Here is a 17,679-nt window from a genome sequence, read left to right as displayed (position 1 = left end):
CAGCGAACCAGACGCACCTGCGCGAAGGCCAATGCCCCACCCCGCCGTCCGGCCCGGCACCCCATAAGCTCTGCCCATGAGCGACGACAGCCACGAGCACCAGAGCTTCGAGACCCGTGCCATCCACGCGGGCAACACGGCGGACCCGCAGACCGGCGCGGTCGTGCCCCCGATCTACCAGGTGTCCACGTACAAGCAGGACGGCGTGGGCGGCCTGCGCGGCGGCTACGAGTACAGCCGCAGCGGCAACCCGACCCGGACCGCACTGGAGGAGAACCTCGCCGCGCTGGAAGGCGGGGCCCGCGGCCTGGCCTTCGCGTCCGGGCTCGCCGCCGAGGACTGCCTCCTGCGTACGCTGCTCTCCCCGGGCGACCACGTGGTCATCCCGAACGACGCGTACGGCGGCACCTTCCGCCTCTTCGCGAAGGTCGTCTCCCGCTGGGGCGTGGAGTGGTCGGTGGCCGACACCTCCGACGCGGAGTCCGTACGGGCCGCCCTGACCCCGAAGACCAAGGTCATCTGGGTCGAGACCCCCTCCAACCCGCTGCTCGGCATCACCGACATCGCCGTCGTCGCCGACATCGCGCGGTCGGCCGGCGCCAAGCTGGTCGTGGACAACACCTTCGCCTCGCCCTACCTGCAGCAGCCCCTCGCGCTCGGCGCGGACGTGGTCGTGCACTCGCTGACCAAGTACATGGGCGGCCACTCCGACGTGGTCGGCGGCGCGCTGGTGGCCGCGGACGCGGCGCTGGGCGAGGAGCTGGCCTACCACCAGAACGCGATGGGCGCGGTGGCCGGCCCCTTCGACTCCTGGGTCGTGCTGCGCGGCATCAAGACCCTCGCCGTGCGCATGGACCGGCACGCGGAGAACGCCGAGAAGATCGTGGAGGTGCTCAAGCGCCACCCGAAGGTCACCAAGGTCCTCTACCCGGGCCTGCCCGAGCACCCGGGCCACGAGGTCGCCGCCAAGCAGATGCGCAACTTCGGCGGCATGGTGTCCTTCCAGGTCGCCGGCGGCGAGGAGGAGGCCGTCGCGGTCTGCGGCCGCACCAAGGTCTTCACCCTGGCCGAGTCCCTCGGCGGCGTCGAGTCCCTCATCGAGCACCCGGGCCGCATGACCCACGCCTCGGTGGCCGGCTCGGCCCTGGAGGTCCCGGCGGACCTGATCCGCGTCTCGGTGGGCATCGAGAACGCCGACGACCTGATCGCGGACCTGACCCAGGCCCTCGGCTAGGACCGCGCCGCCGGGCGGTGGCTACCAGCCCTCCAGGGGCGGGGAGACACCGCTCGGCGGCACCTCCCACGGGCGGGTCAGCGAGGCCCACACCGCGAAGGCCACCGCCGCCGCGGCGAGCAGCGCCCAGCCCACCCGCCGCAGGGTCCGCCGGCGGCGCAGCAGCCGGTCCCCGCGGGCCGCGGCACTCGCCGCCAGCCCGGCCGGGACCACCGGGCGCGGGCCTTCCAGCAACCGCCTGACCTGATCTTCCTTGCGGTCTGGGGGACTCACGCCGCCTCCTGGGAGCGCACGGCGGCCACCGCCCGGGTGCACAGCGCCCGCACCCGCTCGACCGGCAGCCCCAGCTGGGCGGCCGTGACCTCCTCGGCGACGCCCTCGTACACGCGCAGCACCAGCACGAGCCGCTCCACCGGGCCGAGCGGCGCCAGCGGCCCCGTACCGCCGTGGTGGCGCCAGCCGGTGCGGGCGAAGGCGGCGCACAGCTCCTGGCGGGTGTGGTCGTACGGGTCGTCGCGGCGCACCCGCCGCCACTGCGCATACGTACGCGCCAGCGCGCCCGCGAGCAGCCGGCGGGCGGCGGCGGGCTCGGCCTCCGGCTCGGCGGTCAGCAGGACGGCGACGTGCAGGAGCCGCCCCGCCGCCCCTGCGACGAAGGCCTCGAACTCCGCGTAGGTGCGCGGCCCGTGGGCGTCCACAGGCCACATAGTGCGGGCATCGGGACCACCCGGCCAAGAGGTCGGACGGACTCCGGATCGAGCAGGGGGACCGCCCCCTGCCTCAGGAAGCGGGGCCGGCCTCGGAAGCTGCGCCCATCAGCTCCGACAGCGAGCCGTTGAACCGGGTCAGCAGCCCCGTGAACGACTCGCGCTCCTCCTCGGACCAGCCCTCCGTGACCCGGGCCATCAGCTCGCGCCGCGAGGAGCGGACCTCCTCCAGGCGCGAGAGGCCGCGCGGGGAGAGCGCGAGGACCACGGCCCGCCCGTCCTCCGGGTGCGAGGTCCGCTTGACCAGGCCGCTGTCGACGAGCGGCGCGACCTGGCGGGTGACGGTGGAGGAGTCGATGCCCATGCCGCCGGCGAGCGCCTTGACGCCCATCGGGCCTTCCAGGTCGAGCCGGTTCAGCAGCAGGTACGCGGCGCGGTCCATCGAGTTGCGGGCCTGGCCGACCCCGCCCAGGCGGGTCTGCTCCGCGCGCCGGGCGAAGACGGCCACCTGGTGCTGGAGCGCGTCGAGGAGCCCGGCTTCGGCGGACGCCTCGGCCGCCGTGGGCAGATCGGAATTGGCCGGGTTGGAGGACATGGCCGTGAGCTCTCTTCGCGTGGGGCCGACAAGGTTGGGGGACAGAGTACGCGGCCGTGGGGCGGCCCGTACGCCTCGTACGAGAACTGATACGGGCGGTACGAACCAAGGCGGCGGGCCCGTCCCGGATGGCGTGATTTCGCCCCCTGTGCGCCCTGGACCCCTGGCCTGCGGCGCCCGGTCCGCCCGGTCCGCCCGGTCCGCCCGGGCCCTCCGGTCCGCCCGGGCCCTCCGGTCCGCGAGCCCGGGTCGGCTGCCCGGAGCCGTGACCCGTGGGGGCTGCGAGACTGGCGGCATGAACTACCGCGTGCCCGTGCCCGTTCCTCAGGTGATCCTCGACGACGTCCGCGGGGCCCAGAAGATGCTCTCCGGCGTCGCCCGGGTCACGCCGATGGAGAACAGCCGGCACCTGACCGCCCTCACCGGCTCCCCGGTCCACTTCAAGTGCGAGAACCTCCAGCGGACCGGCTCCTTCAAGCTGCGCGGCGCGTACGTGCGCATCGCCGGCCTGCGCCCCGAGCAGCGGGCCGCCGGCGTGGTCGCGGCCAGCGCCGGCAACCACGCGCAGGGCGTGGCCCTGGCCTCCTCCCTGCTCGGCGTCCGCTCGACGGTGTTCATGCCGGTCGGGGCGCCGCTGCCGAAGGTGGCGGCGACGCAGGAGTACGGGGCCGAGGTGCGGATGCACGGGCAGGTCGTCGACGAGACCCTGGCGGCGGCCCAGGAGTACGCGGACCGCACCGGCGCGGTGTTCATCCACCCGTTCGACCACCGCGACGTCATCGCGGGCCAGGGCACGGTCGGCCTGGAGATCCTGGAGCAGTGCCCGGAGGTGCGCACGATCCTCGTCGGCGTCGGGGGCGGCGGCCTCGCGGCGGGCATCGCGGTCGCGGTGAAGGCGCTGCGGCCGGACGTGAAGGTGATCGGCGTGCAGGCGGAGGGCGCGGCCGCCTACCCGCCCTCGCTGCGGGTGGGGCACCCGGTGTCGGTCGACAATCCGGTGACCATGGCCGACGGCATCAAGGTGGGGCGCCCCGGCGACATCCCCTTCCACATCATCGGGGACCTCCTCGACGGCGTCCGCACGGTCTCCGAGGACGCCCTCTCCAGCGCCCTGCTGCTCTGCCTGGAGCGGGCCAAGCTCCTCGTCGAACCGGCGGGGTGCAGCCCCGTGGCCGCCCTGCTGAGCCGGCCCGAGCTGTACGGGGGCGGCGGCCCGGTGGTGGCCGTCCTGTCCGGCGGGAACATCGACCCGCTGCTGCTCCAGCGGATCCTGCGGCACGGCATGGCGGCGGCGGGCCGGTACCTGTCGCTGCGGCTGCGCGTGACGGACCGGCCGGGGGCTCTGGCCGGGCTCCTGGCGGTGCTGTCGGGGGTGGACGCGAACGTGCTGGACGTGAGCCACGTACGGACCGATCCGCGGCTGGGGCTCACGGAGGTGGAGGTGGAGCTGCACCTGGAGACCAAGGGCCAGGAGCACTGCGCCGAGGTCGCGCGCTCGCTCCACGCCGCCGGATACAAGGTGATGAGCTAGGTCTTGTCCCCTTCGCCAGTGACACAGGGGTGCGGAATCCGGCCGTTTGTGTGAGACTCCCGGCCACGTTCACATGGGGTGGGAGTCTCTCGGTGCACATTCGCGTCAGACCGCAAACGGCGGCCGTCATCGCTCTGGCCGCGTCCGCGGCCCTCGCCCTCGCGGGCTGCTCGTCCTCCGACGGATCCGGTGCGGCGGGGGCGCCGAAGCCGGCGGCCGCGTCCCAGTCGGCCAAGCCGTCCCCGAAGGCCACCGGAGCGCCGCTCGGCCGGGACGCCGTGGACGACGAGGTCAAGTCCTCGCTGCGCGCCGCGGGTCTGGACCCCGAGAAGGGGAAGGGCTCGGGCGACGCGAACGCGACGAAGAACGCGAGCGTGGTCGACTGGACCGCGGTCACGACCACGCAGCAGGCCGAATGGGCCCTGCCCCGGCTGGGCGAGCAGCTCAAGCACCTCGGCTGGCGCGAGACGGCGCCGCAGAGCTACGAGAAGACGGACTGGGTGCTGCTGATCGGCAGCACGAAGCAGTCGAACACGGTCAACCTGAAATCGACCGAGAGCCTGCTCACCGTCAACGTGACCTACCTCGGCGCGGGCTGACGCACAGCCCGCACGCCGGGCGCGTCCCCGCCCGCCCGGTCCGGCACCCGTTCAGCGCCACCGTCGAGGCGGCCCGGCAGCTGTTCGGCAACTTCCCGCCCGGGTACGAGGCCCCCGCGGCATGGCCGATGCAGCACCCGGTGCTCGCCCCGGTCCTGTGGTCGGTGCTGATCATCGTGGTGTTCCGGACCCTCTCGGTCCGCAAGTACCGCTCCGCGACGGCTTAGGCCGCGGGCCCGTACGCCCGTACGTCCGTACGCACCCGGGCAGACGCGAGGGCGCGCAGGTACGCAGACGCGGGAAAGCCCCCGCCGGACCGGTCCGGCGGGGGCTTCCCCGTACGCGTGGGGTGATCAGCCGGTGAAGGGCTTGACGTCCAGGATCTTGACGGTGGCCTTCTTGCCGTTCGGCAGCTCGTACTCGGCGTTCTCGCCGACCTTCTTGCCCATCACGCCGGTGCCCAGCGGGGACTGCGGGGAGTAGGTCTCGAAGTCCGAGGACGCGTATTCGCGCGAGGCGAGCAGGAAGGACATCGTGTCGTCCTCGTCGCCGTCGAAGGCGATCTTGACGACCGTGCCGGGCGCGACCTCGCCGTCGGAGGCGGGTGCGGTGCCGACCTTGGCGTTCTCCAGGAGCTGCGTCAGCTGGCGGACGCGGAGCTCCTGCTTGCCCTGCTCCTCCTTGGCCGCGTGGTAACCGCCGTTCTCACGCAGGTCGCCCTCCTCGCGGGCGGCTGCGATCTTGGTGGCGATCTCCGTGCGTGCGGGACCAGAGAGGTAGTCCAGCTCGGCCTTCAGCTGGTCGTACGCCGCCTGGGTCAGCCAGGTGACGCTCTCGCTCGTCTGGGTCACGGGTGCTCCTCGTCGGTACAGGGGACTACTTGGCCGCCAGCGGCGGGCGAAACCACGAGCCTAACAATTCGGGAAGAAAAGGGGGAGGACACCATGTGTATGAAGTGTGTCATCGGGCCCGTGAGCAGGGAAGAGCTCAGCCTGCCGTCGGCGTGGTGCCCTTGCCGGCGGCCTGGCAGCCCACGAGCTCGATCATCGTGGCCCGGCCGGTGGTCTTCAGCGAGAGCATTTCGTCCACGCGCGTGTCCTTCTGCCCGAAGGTGAAGTCCGCGCGGCCCACCTCGGCGTGCTCCTCGTTCTGGGAGCTCAGGGTGCAGACACCGGTGACCCCGGCGTCCTTGCGCACCTCCAGCTGCACCTTCACCTCGGAGTCCGAGACCACCTGGAACTTGATCACCTGGGCGCTGACGCTCTGGCCCGCGACGTAGTCCCAGCCGATCCACCCGACCACGCCCAGCAGCCCGACGCCCAGCACCGAACCGACGATCTTGAGCTTGCGGTCCGCACGCTCGTCCGCCGATCGGCCGTAGCGGCCCTCGGGCAGCCCCTCGCGCACCGCGCTCATTGATCGTTCCTTTCGGGAGGGCAGGACTCCGGATTCCCGGGGGCAGCCCCGGAATTTTTCCACCCCCCGATTCGGTCACTATAGGAGGCGAACGCCCTGACGACTCAAAGAGGATCCTGTCTTGACCGAGCAGCTTCGACTGATGGCCGTCCATGCCCACCCCGACGACGAGTCGAGCAAGGGCGCGGCCACCATGGCCAAGTACGTGTCCGAGGGGGTTCCCGTGCTGGTGGTGACCTGCACGGGGGGTGAGCGCGGCTCGATCCTCAACCCCAAGCTCCAGGGTGACAAGTACATCGAGGAGAACATCCACGAGGTCCGCGCCAGGGAGATGGACGAGGCGCGCCAGATCCTCGGCATCGAGCAGGAATGGCTGGGCTACGTCGACTCCGGCCTGCCGGAGGGCGACCCGCTGCCCCCGCTGCCCGAGGGCTGCTTCGCCCTGGAGGACGTGGACGAGGCGGCCGGCCGCCTGGTGAAGAAGATCCGCGCCTTCCGGCCGCAGGTCATCACCACGTACGACGAGAACGGCGGCTACCCGCACCCCGACCACATCATGACCCACAAGATCTCGATGGTGGCCTTCGAGGGCGCCGCGGACACCGTGAAGTACCCGGAGGCCGAGTTCGGCCCGGCGTACCAGCCGCGGAAGCTCTACTACAACCAGGGCTTCAACAAGCCGCGCACCCTGGCCCTGCACGAGGCGCTGCTCTCGCGCGGCATGGAGTCCCCCTACGGGGAGTGGCTGGAGCGCTGGAAGGAGTTCGAGCGCGCCGAGCGGACGCTGACCACGCACGTTCCGTGCGCCGAGTTCTTCGAGATCCGTGACAAGGCGCTCATCGCGCACGCCACGCAGATCGACCCGGACGGCGGCTGGTTCCGCGTGCCGATGGAGATCCAGAAGGAGGTCTGGCCCACGGAGGAGTACGAGCTCGCGAAGTCGCTCGTCGACACTTCCCTCCCCGAGTCCGACCTCTTCGAGGGCATCCGGGAGAATGCGTAGCTATGAGCGCTACGCACGCAGCACTGACCGAGCTCCTTCCGCTCGCGGGTGACACCTTCGACAAGAACAAGGTGACCCCCGGAGTCCTGGGCTTCATCGTGTTCGCGGCCCTCGCCCTCGCGGTGTGGGGCCTGATGAAGTCGATGAGCCGGCACATGGGCCGGGTCGACTTCCAGGAGGCCCCGGAGACGGGGGCGGCGGCCGCCGCCCCGGCGGCGGAGAAGGCCCCGTAGGAGCCGTTCCACCGGCGGAGCGCTCCTCGCGCCCGGGCTGCGGGCGCCGCCCCACCGCCCGCCCGTGCCGCGGGCGGGGCGGCGAGAGCGCGCTGCCCACGGCTCCGCCCCTCGCCCGTAGGGCCGATCCGCGTCGGGCCGATCCGGGTCGGGCCGATCCGCGGCGGGCGGGTCCGTACGGCCGCCGGCCGCCTTCGGCCCGCGCAGCCGCACGGCCGGCCCACTGCGTCAGCGCACCGGCGGGGCGGGCGGCATCGGGACGCCCATGATCTCCCGCGAGCGCAGGTTCGGGACCAGTCCGAGCCGCCACGCCTGCCAGCCCTCCGCCGGGTCCACCCCGCGCCCCAGCACCACCGCGTAGGCGTCCAGGCCGTCCTCCAGCCGCCCGTCCCGCATCGCGTGAGGCGCCGCGGCCAGCCGGGCCAGATCCGCCCGGGCCTCGTCCGCGCCCGCGCCCGGGAGCGCGTACGGCAGCAGCGTGCAGCGCAGGAAGCGCGCCCAGTCCTCCCCGCGCCGGTCCCCGTACGAGATGAACAGCCGGGCCGCCTCCTCGCACAGGCCCAGCGCCTGTGACACCCGGCCGTTGCCCGCGTCGATCACCGCGAGCTCCAGGCAGGTCCACGCCTCCCCGTGCGCCAGCCCGATCCGCCGGAAGTCCGCCCGGGCGTCCATCAGCAGCTGCCGGGCGAACCCGGAGTTGCGCAGGTTCCCCGTCTGCGCCGCCCGCTGGTCGCGGGTGACCCGGCCCGAGTGGTGCCGGGCGTGCGCCAGCCCGTACACGTCCCGCATCCGCGAGAACATCGTGCGGGCCCGCTCCAGCTCCCGCACCGCCTGATCACGCTCGCCGCCCTCCTCCAGCGCCTGCCCGAGGTAGTACAGCGACCAGGCCTCGCCGCGCGCGTCCTCCTGCTCCCGGTGCCGGGCCAGCGCCTCCCGCAGCCGCTCCACCGCGGGCCCCGGGTCCCCGTCGACGACCCGGGCGCGGCCCAGCTGGGTCAGCGCCCAGGCCTGGCCGCGCTCGTCGCGGGTGCGCCCGTACAGGTCGAGGGCCAGTTTGAGCTCCGCCTCCGCCCCCGGGACGTCGCCGAGGCGCAGGTACACCTGCCCCAGCTGGAAGTGCGCCCACGCCTCGCCGTGCACGCTCTCGCTCTCCAGGTGCAGGGCCAGGGACCGCTCCAGCAGCTGCACGGCCTCCGCCAGGTGCGCCCGGTCCCGCTCCACCGCCGCGAGGGCGTGCAGGGCCCACGCGCGGTCGCCGGCCAGCTCCTCCGGCTCCTGGAGCACCAGCGCCTCGCGGATGCGGGCGGCGGCCTCCGGGAGCTGGCCCTGGTGGTGCAGGGTGATGCCGAGCGAGATGAGGGCCATGCCCGCGCCGGCGTCCTGGTGGGCCTCCCGGTACTGGTCGACCACCGAGGTCAGCGTGGTGCGGGCCTTGTCCAGCTCGCCGAGCTGGCGGGCGGCGATGCCCGTACGCCACTGCACGGAGCGGACCAGGCGGCCCTGGCCGGGCTCGCCCCGGCGCGCGGCCTCCACCGCCAGCGTGAGCTCGTTGATCTCGCCGAGCCGGTACAGGTCCCCGCGCAGCAGGCAGAAGTCGCAGAGCGCGCCGAGCAGGTCCAGCACTGCCTGCTGGTCCACGTCCTCCGAGTGCCGCAGCGTGGCCGTGATGAAGCTCGACTCCTCGTCCAGCCAGCGCAGCGCCGCGTCGAGCGAGGCGAAGCCGTGCCCCCCGACCGTGCTCGTCTTCGAAGGCGCGTTCGCACGGGTCGACATCTTCCCGTCGACCATCCGGATCACCGAGTCTGCGAGCTGTGCGTAGTTGCGGATCAGCCGGCCGTGCGCCGCCGAGGACTCGGCCCGGTCCTCGTCCTGCGCGAGCCGCGCCGCCGCGTACGAGCGCACCGCGTCGTGCATCCGGTACCGCTCGCCGCGTACGTGGTCCAGCAGGCCCGCCCGCGCCAGGTCGCGCAGCAGCGGGCCCGCCGCCGCCCGGTCCGCGTCGATCAGTGCCGCCGCGGCCGACGGCCCGAGCGACGCCCGCCCGGCGAGCGTGAGCCGCCGCAGCAGCCGCCGCCGCTCCTCCGGCAGCCGCGCGTAGGCCAGCGCGAGGGCGCCGTCCAGCGCGTCGGGGCCACCCGGGGCCTGCGCTCCGGTCGCACCGAGCGGAGCCAGGGGCGCCAGTACGCGCAGGGCCAGCGGGAGCCCGGAGCCGAGGGCGAGCAGCCCCCGCAGAGCCGCCTCTCCGCCCTCTCCGCCCGTCCCGTCCTGCCCGTCCTTCTCGTACGGGGCCGATCCGGCCGCCCCGGCCCCCGAGCGCACCAGCTCCGCGCTCTCCGCCTCCGCCAGCCGCTCCACCGGGAGCTGGTGCACCCAGGCCGACAGGCCGGGCAGCTCCAGCGGCTCCCGGGCCGTGACCAGCACCAGGCTCTCCGACCGCTCCGGCACCAGCATCCGTACCTGCTCCGCGTCCACCGCGTCGTCCAGCAGCACCGTGACCGGCAGCCCCTGGAGGTGCTGGTGGTACAGCTCGCCCAGGCGCCGCACCTGCTGCTCCGCCGAGGACCCCTCGCGGAACAGCAGCTGCTCGCGCGGGGCGCCGAGCCGGTTCAGCAGGTGCAGCAGCGCCTCCCGGATCGGCAGCGGCGCCTCCCCGCTGAGCGAGCCGCCCCGCAGGTCCACCACGCACGCCCCGCGGAACTGGTCGCGCAGGGCGTCCGCCGCCCGCAGCGCCAGCGCCGTACGCCCCACGCCCGGCTCGCCGTGCAGCACGACGACCACCGGGCGGGTCTCCGTACTGGCCCGGGCCGCCTGCACCCACTGCGCGATCCGGGTCAGCTCCGCCCGCCGGCCCGCGAACGAGGCCGCTGCTTGAGGGAGTTGGCCGAAGGACTGCTCCAGTACGCTGCGCCGCCGGGCCTCCGCGCTGCGGTCGGTCCCGCGCAGCTGGGGAGCGGTGGCCCGGGAGGTCTGCCGGGGCGCCCGCGCCGCGGCGGCCACCGCGCGCTGCTGTTCCAGGAACGGGCGTATCCCGCGCACCTCCAGCGCCGTCAGCCACTGCAGCCGCAGCTGCTCCGGCCCGCCGGGCCGCCCGCGCACCCCGGCCCGGCGGTTCGCGGCGGGCAGGTGCAGGGCGGTCACCTTGGCGACCGTGGCCACCGCCCCGGCGATGCCGGTGACGGCCCCGGCGGCCAGCGCCGTGCCCGCCCCCACGCCGAGCGACAGATCCGCCCCGACGCCAGCGGCCGCCGCAACCGCCGTCACGAGCAGCGCCGTTGAGGTGTTGCCGCGCCGGAAGGCCTCGCCGAGGGACTCGTCCCCGGCCCCCGCCTCGTCCAGGGCCCGTACGTACGCCTCGTACTCCTCGGCCGCGCTCGCCGCGAGCGCGTCCAGCGCCTCCAGGCCGCGCGCCATCAGCGCCGCCTTGTCGACCGCCGCACGGGCCCCCCGCCGGGCCTCCTCGTCGACGGCCCGCTCCAACAGTCGCTCGGCCTCGCCGCGATGGCTGTCCCGCATCGGCATCCCCCTCAAGAGAGCTCCGGCAACGTGGCCCCAAGTGTCCGCCGGGACTGCCGCGAGCGCGAGGGAATCTGAGCTAGATCAGAGGGAGTTGCCCCAACTCCCCCCGCTCACGCGCATATATGTACGTTCCGCCGCGCGCACGCGACCTCCGGTCGAGGCCGCGCGGCCCGACCTGCGGGCCGGGGCCGCGGCCGACGGGGGGTGGCACGCCGTCTTCCGCTCCCCGCGACGCCCCGCCCGGTGCGCGAGGATGGGGCCATGCCGAACCGCCTCGCTCATGAGACCTCGCCGTATTTGCTGCAGCATGCGGACAATCCCGTCGACTGGTGGCCCTGGTCGCCGGAGGCGTTCGCGGAGGCGCGGGAGCGGGGGGTGCCCGTCGTGCTCAGCGTCGGATACAGCAGTTGCCACTGGTGCCACGTCATGGCGCACGAGTCCTTCGAGGACGAGCTGGCCGCCGCCTACATGAACGAGCACTTCGTCAACATCAAGGTGGACCGCGAGGAGCGGCCCGACGTCGACGCCGTCTACATGGAGGCCGTGCAGGCCGCCACCGGACAGGGCGGCTGGCCCATGACCGTCTTCCTCACCCCCGAGGCCGAGCCCTTCTACTTCGGGACCTACTTCCCGCCCGAGCCCCGGCACGGGATGCCCTCCTTCATGGAGGTCCTCGAAGGCGTGCGGACCGCGTGGACGGGGCGGCGCGAGGAGGTCGCCGAGGTCGCGCAGCGGATCGTACGGGACCTCGCCGGACGGCAGTTGGACTACGGCAAGGCCGGTACGCCCGGCCCCGAGGAGCTCGCGCAGGCGCTGCTCGGGCTGACGCGGGACTACGACCCCGCCCGCGGCGGCTTCGGCGGGGCGCCGAAGTTCCCGCCCTCCATGGTGCTGGAGTTCCTGCTGCGCCACCATGCGCGCACCGGGGGCGAGGGGGCCCTGCAGATGGCCGCAGACACCTGCGAGGCGATGGCCCGCGGCGGGATCTACGACCAGCTCGGGGGCGGGTTCGCCCGGTACTCCGTGGACCGGGAGTGGGTCGTGCCCCACTTCGAGAAGATGCTGTACGACAACGCGTTGCTGTGCCGGGTGTACGCGCACCTGTGGCGGGCGACGGGTTCCGATCTCGCGCGGCGCGTCGCCCTGGAGACCGCCGACTTCATGGTGCGCGAGCTGCGCACCGCCGAGGGCGGCTTCGCCTCCGCGCTCGACGCCGACAGCGAGGACCCGCAGACCGGCGAGCACGTGGAGGGGGCGTACTACGCCTGGACCCCCGCCCAGCTGACCGAGGTGCTCGGCGCGGACGACGCGGCCCTGGCCGCGGCGTACTTCGGGGTGACGGTCGAGGGCACCTTCGAGCACGGGAAGTCCGTGCTGCAGCTGCCGCAGGACGGTCCCGTCCTGGACGCCGGGACCGTCGCCGGCATCCGGGAGCGGCTGCTCGCGGCGCGCGCCGAGCGGCCCGCTCCCGGCCGGGACGACAAGATCGTCGCCGCCTGGAACGGCCTGGCGATCGCCGCGCTGGCCGAGTGCGGGGCGTACTTCGACCGGCCGGACCTGGTCGAGCGGGCGACCGAGGCCGCGGACCTCCTCGTCCGGGTCCACTTCGACGCGGCCGCCGGGCGGGCACGGCTGGCCCGGACCAGCAAGGACGGGCGCGTCGGCGCCAACGCCGGAGTCCTGGAGGACTACGGCGACGTCGCCGAGGGCTTCCTCGCGCTGGCGGCCGTGACCGGCGAGGGCGTCTGGCTGGAGTTCGCCGGGTTCCTCGTCGACCTCGTCCTGGACCGGTTCACCGCCGAGGACGGTTCCCTCTACGACACCGCGCACGACGCCGAGCGGCTCATCCGCCGCCCCCAGGACCCGACCGACACCGCGGCCCCCTCCGGCTGGACGGCCGCGGCCGGCGCGCTCCTCTCGTACGCCGCCCACACCGGCTCCGGGGCGCACCGTACGGCCGCCGAGCGGGCACTCGGGGTCGTGCACGCGCTGGGTCCGCGCGTCCCGCGCTTCATCGGGCACGGGCTCGCCGTCGCCGAGGCGCTGCTCGACGGCCCGCGCGAGGTGGCCGTGGTGGGGCATCCGGAGGATCCTGCGCTGGCCCGGCTGCACCGGACGGCGTTGCTGGGGACGGCTCCCGGGGCCGTCGTGGCGGTCGGGCTGCCGCGGGCGGCCGACGGCAGCGGGGGCGAATTCCCCCTCCTGGCCGAGCGCACGCTCGTGCACGACCTTCCGACGGCGTATGTGTGTCGACATTTCGTCTGCGCGCGGCCTACGACAGACCCGGTCGAGCTCGCCGATCAATTGGGTGCGGTTCATCCCTGAATCTTCCGGAGTACCGTCAATTCCGGTTGCTCGTCCCGCATTTCGGAAACCTGGTTTTTATCCCCTCGGCTCCTGGGTTTCATTTTCGCTGCCTACTCTCATGTCTGCGGCCGTCGCTGGGGAGCCGCCGAGCGGGCACACCGGGGGGTGTGCCCGAGGGGGAAGCAGGGGGAGCCGGGGGAAGCGGGGGCAGGCGGGCCGGGGGGCCCGTCCTGATCCCCTGGGGGGATTGACGATCGCCGCCTGGTGTCGCGGCATGTCTGTGGGGGACGCTTTGTACACATCTGTCGCCATATCCATGATCTCGTTCGCGCTCTTCTGGATGGCCGCCTTCACGCTGTGGTGGCAGATGCACGCGTGGCGCACGCCCGAGACGCTCGCCTCCACCCGCTTCGACCGCCCCGACGGGGAGGGCCGGCTGGCCTTCTCGCTGCTCCTGCCGGCCCGGCACGAGCAGGCGGTCCTGCGCCACACGATCGAGCGGCTGCTCGAATCGAGCCACGGCGACTACGAGATCATCGTCATCGTCGGCCACGACGACCCGGAGACCTCCGCCGTCGCCGAAGCCGCCGCCGCGCGGGCGCCCGAGCGCGTACGGGTCGTCGTCGACCACCACGAGGCCAAGAACAAGCCGAAGGCCCTCAACACCGCCCTCCCGCACTGCCGGGGCGACATCGTCGGGGTCTTCGACGCCGAGGACCAGGTCCACCCCGAGCTCCTCGCCCACGTCGACCACGCCTTCCGCTCCACCGCGGCCGACGTGGTCCAGGGCGGGGTCCAGCTCATCAACTTCCACTCCTCCTGGTACAGCCTGCGCAACTGCCTGGAGTACTTCTTCTGGTTCCGTTCCCGGCTGCACCTGCACGCCGAGAAGGGGTTCATCCCCCTCGGCGGCAACACCGTCTTCGTGCGCACCGAGGTGCTCCGGGAGGCCGGCGGCTGGGACCAGAACTGCCTGGCCGAGGACTGCGACCTGGGCGTACGCCTCTCCTCGGTCGGCAAGAAGGTGGTCGTCGCGTACGACAGCGACATGGTCACCCGCGAGGAGACGCCCGGCTCGCTGATGAGCCTGCTCAAGCAGCGCACCCGCTGGAACCAGGGCTTCCTGCAGGTCTACCGGAAGAAGGACTGGCGGCAGCTGCCCGGCCGCGGTCAGCGCTGGCTGGCCCGCTACACGCTGATGACCCCGTTCATGCAGGCCGCCTCCGGGGTGATCATCCCGCTCAACTTCGCCGTGGCCGTCCTGCTCGACGTGCCCGTCGGCATCGCGATCATCACCTTCCTCCCCATGATCACGGCGATGGTGACGTTCGTGTTCGAGATCGTCGGCCTGCACGACTTCGGCCGCCAGTACGGGCTGCGCGTCCGCTTCGTGCACTACCTCAAGCTCATCGTCGGCGGCCCGTTCTACCAGGTGATGCTGGCGGGCGCCGCGATCCGGGCGGTCTGGCGCGAGCAGCGCGGCCGCAACGAGTGGGAGCTGACCAGCCACACCGGCGCCCACCTCGCTCCGATCAGCGCCACCGCCGGGGCGGGTGCCGCCGGCGCGTCCACCGCGATCCGAGAGGACGGCAACCAGTGACCGCCACCCTGCCCACGGCCACTGATCCCCGGTCCGGCGCCGCCGCCGATGCCACCGCCACTGCCGGCGCCACCGCCCACCCACCTTTGGTCCCGCAGCAGCGGACACGTCACGGCGGACTCGGGGTCCGGCCGCCCGCCCCGGCCCACCCCCTCGTCCGCTTCCGCTCCTCCCGCCCCGACCTGCTGCTCTGCGGGGCCGTCCTGCTCGCGATCGTCCTCGTCCAGGGCTGGAACATCACGCACTTCCCGACCCTGAGCGACGACGAGGGCACGTACCTCGCCCAGGCGTGGGCCGTCCAGCAGGGCGACGGCCTCGCGCACTACACGTACTGGTACGACCATCCGCCGCTCGGCTGGATACAGGTGGCCGGCCTGACCTACCTGCCCTCGCTGCTCGTGCCCGACTGGATGACCGTCGCGCCGATGCGCTTCTCGATGATCGCCGTCTCCGCCGCGAGCTCGGTGCTGATCTACGTACTCGCCCGCCGGCTCTGGCTGCCGCGCTGGGCCGCGGGCCTCGCGATGGCCCTCTTCGGACTCTCCCCGCTCTCCGTCGTGCTCCAGCGGGAGATCTTCCTCGACAACCTCGCCGTGATGTGGATGCTGCTGGCCTTCTGTCTGGCCGCGTCCCCCAGCCGCCACCTGTGGCACCACTTCGGATCGGGGCTCGCGGCCGCCACCGCCGTCCTGACCAAGGAGACGATGCTGGTGGTGCTCCCGGCGTTGCTGGTGACCATGTGGCGCCACAGCCACCGCGACACCCGCAAGTTCGCCGTCACCGGCGCCATCACCGCCTGCGCGCTGATCGGGCTCTCGTACCCCTTGTACGCGCTGCTCAACAGCGAGCTGCTGCCCGGAGCCGGGCACGTCTCGCTGATCGACGGCATCACCTACCAGATGAGCCGCCCGGGCTCGGGCTTCATCCTCGCCCGCGGCTCCGGTTCGAACGGCGTGCTGCGGTCCTGGCTGTACTACGACACCGTCCTGCCGCTCGGCGGGCTGGCCGGAGCGCTCCTGCTGCTCGCCACCCTCAGGTGGTCGGTCACCGCCCGCGCGCTCGCCGGCCCGGCGCTCGCCGCCGTGATCCTGGCGGCCGTCGCGATGCGGCCCTCCGGATATCTGCCCGCGATGTACGTGATCCAGGCGCTGCCGTTCCTCGCGCTGGTCCTCGCCGGGGGCGCGGCCAGCGTCACGCACGCCGTGCTGCGCCGCCGCCGTACGCCGGGGGAGCGCCGGTCCCTGACGTACGGGCGCCGGGCGCTGATCGGCGTACTCGCCGCGGCCGCCGCGGCGTACGTCCTGCCGCGCTGGTACGAGGGCGACCGCACCGCGCTCACGGCCGACGCGAACGCCCCGTACCGGGCGGCCGCCGCCTGGCTCGGCCGGGAGGTCCCCGACCCCGGGCGCACCCGGGTCCTGGTCGACGACGCGCTCTGGCTGGACGCCGTCCACCACGGCTTCGAGCCCGGACTCGGCGCCATCTGGTTCTACAAGGCCGACCTCGACCCCGCCGTCACCAGGACCCTGCCGCGCGGCTGGCGCGACATCGACTACGTGGTCTCCTCGCCCACCGTCCGCCGGGACGCGGTGGACCTGCCCAACGTGAAGGCCGCGCTGGAGCATTCGAGCCCGGTGGCCGTCTTCGGCTCCGGCGAGGACCGCATCGAGATCCGCAGGACCGACCGAGCCGACGGGAGCTGATCCGCCATGAGCGAGGACCTGTGGACCCCGCACGCCCCGAGTAATCCGGAAGCTTCTATTCCGGGCGAAGGGGGCGGGGGCGGGGAGGCGGCGCCGGGCAGCGTCACCCTCATCATCCCGACCTTCAACGAGGCCGGGAACATAGCCGAGTTGCTGAGCCGGCTCGCCGGCTCCCTCCCCGCCCGCCTGCCCTGCGAGGTGCTGTTCGTGGACGACTCCACGGACGACACCCCCGCCGTCATCGAGAAGGCCGCCCTCGACCTGCCCTTCCGGGTCTGCGTCCTGCACCGCGAGCGGGCGGTCGGGGGCCTCGGCGGCGCCGTCGTCGAAGGCCTGAAACTTGCCGGCACGGACTGGATCGTCGTCATGGACGCCGACCTCCAGCACCCTCCCCACCTGGTGCCCGAGCTCGTCGGCGAGGGCGAGCGCACCGGAGCCGACCTCGTCGTCGCCTCCCGCTACATCCCCGGCGGCAGCCGGGCCGGACTCGCCGGGAGCCACCGCATCGCCGTCTCGCGCGGCGCGACCTGGCTCGCCAAGGGGCTCTTCCCGCGCGCCCTGCGCGGGATCAGCGACCCGATGAGCGGCTTCTTCGCCCTGCGCCGCCCGGCGGCCACCGCGGACGCCCTCAAACCGCTCGGCTACAAGATCCTGCTGGAGCTGGCGGTGCGCTGCCGGCCCGCCAAGGTCGCCGAGGTGCCGTTCGTCTTCCAGGACCGCTACTCGGGCGAGTCCAAGTCCGGGGCCCGCGAGGGGCTGCGGTTCCTCGCCCACCTCGCCGCGCTGCGTTCCGCGACCCCGCTGGCCCGGATGATCGGATTCGGGCTGATCGGGCTCTCCGGCTTCGTCCCGAACCTGTTCGCGCTGTGGCTGCTCACGCACGCCGGGGTGCACTACCTGCCGGCCGAGATCGCCGCCAACCAGGCCGGGGTGCTCTGGAACTTCGTCCTCATCGAGACCCTGCTCTTCCGCGACCGGCGCCGGCACCGGCACTGGGCGGACCGGGTCGGCCGCTTCGCCCTGCTGGCCAACGCCGATCTCCTGCTGCGGATCCCGCTGATCGCCCTGTTCGTCGCCCGCCTCGGCATGGAGGTGCTGCCCGCCACCGCGCTGGCCCTGGTCACCACCTTCGTCCTGCGGTTCGCCGCCACCGAGGCCCTCGTCTACCTGCCGCGGGGGACCCGTACCGCGCGTACGGGACGCACCACCAGGAGCTGAGCCGTACAGAGCCGCCG

General features: G+C 73.4%; 15 protein-coding genes and 1 pseudogene. 10 read left to right on the top strand and 6 right to left on the bottom strand.

Annotation, left to right across the window (positions count from 1 at the left end):
- Window positions 1-76: 76 nt before the first annotated feature.
- Complete coding sequence (locus K7B10_RS16515; RefSeq protein ID WP_229336771.1) at window positions 77-1,234, top strand: cystathionine gamma-synthase; 1,158 nt, start codon at window positions 77-79, stop codon at window positions 1,232-1,234.
- A 21-nt stretch (window positions 1,235-1,255) separates the two neighbouring features.
- On the opposite strand, the gene K7B10_RS16510 is transcribed toward K7B10_RS16515, so the two are convergent.
- From K7B10_RS16510 to K7B10_RS16500, 3 genes are all read right to left on the bottom strand, one after another.
- Window positions 1,256-1,507: a hypothetical protein gene (locus K7B10_RS16510; protein WP_229336770.1), complete on the bottom strand. Its 252-nt coding sequence runs from the start codon at window positions 1,505-1,507 to the stop codon at window positions 1,256-1,258.
- A complete protein-coding gene (locus K7B10_RS16505; RefSeq protein WP_229336769.1) occupies window positions 1,504-1,932 on the bottom strand; it encodes a sigma factor-like helix-turn-helix DNA-binding protein in 429 nt (142 codons plus the stop codon). The genes K7B10_RS16510 and K7B10_RS16505 overlap by 4 nt, the downstream gene beginning before the upstream one ends.
- Window positions 1,933-2,014: 82 nt before the next feature.
- Complete coding sequence (locus tag K7B10_RS16500) at window positions 2,015-2,536, bottom strand: MarR family winged helix-turn-helix transcriptional regulator (RefSeq protein WP_229336768.1); 522 nt, start codon at window positions 2,534-2,536, stop codon at window positions 2,015-2,017.
- 295 nt (window positions 2,537-2,831) lie between these two features.
- Between K7B10_RS16500 and ilvA the strand changes: the two genes are divergently transcribed.
- The 3 genes and pseudogenes from ilvA to K7B10_RS16485 all read left to right on the top strand — a co-directional run.
- Window positions 2,832-4,067: a threonine ammonia-lyase gene (ilvA, locus tag K7B10_RS16495; RefSeq protein ID WP_229336767.1), complete on the top strand. Its 1,236-nt coding sequence runs from the start codon at window positions 2,832-2,834 to the stop codon at window positions 4,065-4,067.
- Window positions 4,068-4,159: 92 nt separating this feature from the next.
- Entirely contained in the window at window positions 4,160-4,666 is a 507-nt protein-coding gene (locus K7B10_RS16490; RefSeq protein ID WP_229345781.1) for a hypothetical protein, read from the top strand.
- Window positions 4,667-4,710: 44 nt separating this feature from the next.
- Window positions 4,711-4,893: pseudogene (locus K7B10_RS16485) on the top strand (ABC transporter permease); the annotation flags it as partial.
- Window positions 4,894-5,019: 126 nt separating this feature from the next.
- Here K7B10_RS16485 and greA read toward each other — a convergent pair.
- Both greA and K7B10_RS16475 read right to left on the bottom strand, forming a co-directional pair.
- Window positions 5,020-5,517: a transcription elongation factor GreA gene (greA, locus tag K7B10_RS16480; RefSeq protein ID WP_030865473.1), complete on the bottom strand. Its 498-nt coding sequence runs from the start codon at window positions 5,515-5,517 to the stop codon at window positions 5,020-5,022.
- A gap of 136 nt (window positions 5,518-5,653) precedes the next feature.
- Window positions 5,654-6,082 carry a DUF4307 domain-containing protein gene (locus tag K7B10_RS16475; protein WP_229336766.1) on the bottom strand — a complete coding sequence of 143 codons (429 nt, stop codon included), beginning with the start codon at window positions 6,080-6,082 and terminating at the stop codon, window positions 5,654-5,656.
- Between the two features lie 121 nt (window positions 6,083-6,203).
- Between K7B10_RS16475 and mca the strand changes: the two genes are divergently transcribed.
- Both mca and K7B10_RS16465 read left to right on the top strand, forming a co-directional pair.
- Window positions 6,204-7,085 (top strand): mycothiol conjugate amidase Mca, encoded by an 882-nt coding sequence (mca, locus tag K7B10_RS16470; protein WP_229336765.1) that lies wholly within the window; start codon window positions 6,204-6,206, stop codon window positions 7,083-7,085.
- Window positions 7,086-7,087: 2 nt separating this feature from the next.
- The gene (locus K7B10_RS16465) at window positions 7,088-7,318 is read left to right on the top strand and encodes a hypothetical protein (RefSeq protein WP_229336764.1); all 231 of its coding nucleotides are present in this window, start codon (window positions 7,088-7,090) and stop codon (window positions 7,316-7,318) included.
- 228 nt (window positions 7,319-7,546) lie between these two features.
- Here K7B10_RS16465 and K7B10_RS16460 read toward each other — a convergent pair whose 3' ends face one another.
- Window positions 7,547-10,831, bottom strand: a complete 3,285-nt coding sequence (locus K7B10_RS16460; protein WP_229336763.1) for a tetratricopeptide repeat protein — start codon at window positions 10,829-10,831, stop codon at window positions 7,547-7,549.
- A 264-nt stretch (window positions 10,832-11,095) separates the two neighbouring features.
- Here K7B10_RS16460 and K7B10_RS16455 point away from each other — a divergent pair, with 264 nt between their 5' ends.
- From K7B10_RS16455 to K7B10_RS16440, 4 genes are all read left to right on the top strand, one after another.
- Window positions 11,096-13,159, top strand: coding sequence for a thioredoxin domain-containing protein (locus K7B10_RS16455; protein ID WP_229336762.1), 2,064 nt, complete (start codon window positions 11,096-11,098; stop codon window positions 13,157-13,159).
- Window positions 13,160-13,457: 298 nt separating this feature from the next.
- Window positions 13,458-14,741, top strand: coding sequence for a glycosyltransferase (locus K7B10_RS16450; protein ID WP_372481423.1), 1,284 nt, complete (start codon window positions 13,458-13,460; stop codon window positions 14,739-14,741).
- Window positions 14,738-16,444, top strand: coding sequence for an ArnT family glycosyltransferase (locus tag K7B10_RS16445; protein ID WP_372481422.1), 1,707 nt, complete (start codon window positions 14,738-14,740; stop codon window positions 16,442-16,444). The genes K7B10_RS16450 and K7B10_RS16445 overlap by 4 nt, the downstream gene beginning before the upstream one ends.
- Before the next feature lie 6 nt (window positions 16,445-16,450).
- The gene (locus tag K7B10_RS16440; RefSeq protein WP_229336760.1) at window positions 16,451-17,662 is read left to right on the top strand and encodes a glycosyltransferase; all 1,212 of its coding nucleotides are present in this window, start codon (window positions 16,451-16,453) and stop codon (window positions 17,660-17,662) included.
- The last annotated feature ends 17 nt before the right edge of the window (window positions 17,663-17,679 follow it).

The sequence above is a fragment of the Streptomyces flavotricini genome (genome assembly GCF_020639365.1).
GTDB lineage: Bacteria > Actinomycetota > Actinomycetes > Streptomycetales > Streptomycetaceae > Streptomyces > Streptomyces flavotricini.
This window is presented reverse-complemented; position numbering and strand designations above follow the sequence as displayed.

Bases quoted from the DNA above. Each gene is read 5' to 3' on its own strand.
- K7B10_RS16515 (WP_229336771.1), top strand. From the start codon at position 77: ATGAGCGACGACAGCCACGAGCACCAGAGCTTCGAGACCCGTGCCATC.
- K7B10_RS16500 (WP_229336768.1), bottom strand. From the start codon at position 2,536: ATGTCCTCCAACCCGGCCAATTCCGATCTGCCCACGGCGGCCGAGGCG.
- ilvA (WP_229336767.1), top strand. From the start codon at position 2,832: ATGAACTACCGCGTGCCCGTGCCCGTTCCTCAGGTGATCCTCGACGAC.
- K7B10_RS16475 (WP_229336766.1), bottom strand. From the start codon at position 6,082: ATGAGCGCGGTGCGCGAGGGGCTGCCCGAGGGCCGCTACGGCCGATCG.
- K7B10_RS16465 (WP_229336764.1), top strand. From the start codon at position 7,088: ATGAGCGCTACGCACGCAGCACTGACCGAGCTCCTTCCGCTCGCGGGT.
- K7B10_RS16460 (WP_229336763.1), bottom strand. From the start codon at position 10,831: ATGCGGGACAGCCATCGCGGCGAGGCCGAGCGACTGTTGGAGCGGGCC.
- K7B10_RS16455 (WP_229336762.1), top strand. From the start codon at position 11,096: ATGCCGAACCGCCTCGCTCATGAGACCTCGCCGTATTTGCTGCAGCAT.
- K7B10_RS16450 (WP_372481423.1), top strand. From the start codon at position 13,458: ATGATCTCGTTCGCGCTCTTCTGGATGGCCGCCTTCACGCTGTGGTGG.
- K7B10_RS16440 (WP_229336760.1), top strand. From the start codon at position 16,451: ATGAGCGAGGACCTGTGGACCCCGCACGCCCCGAGTAATCCGGAAGCT.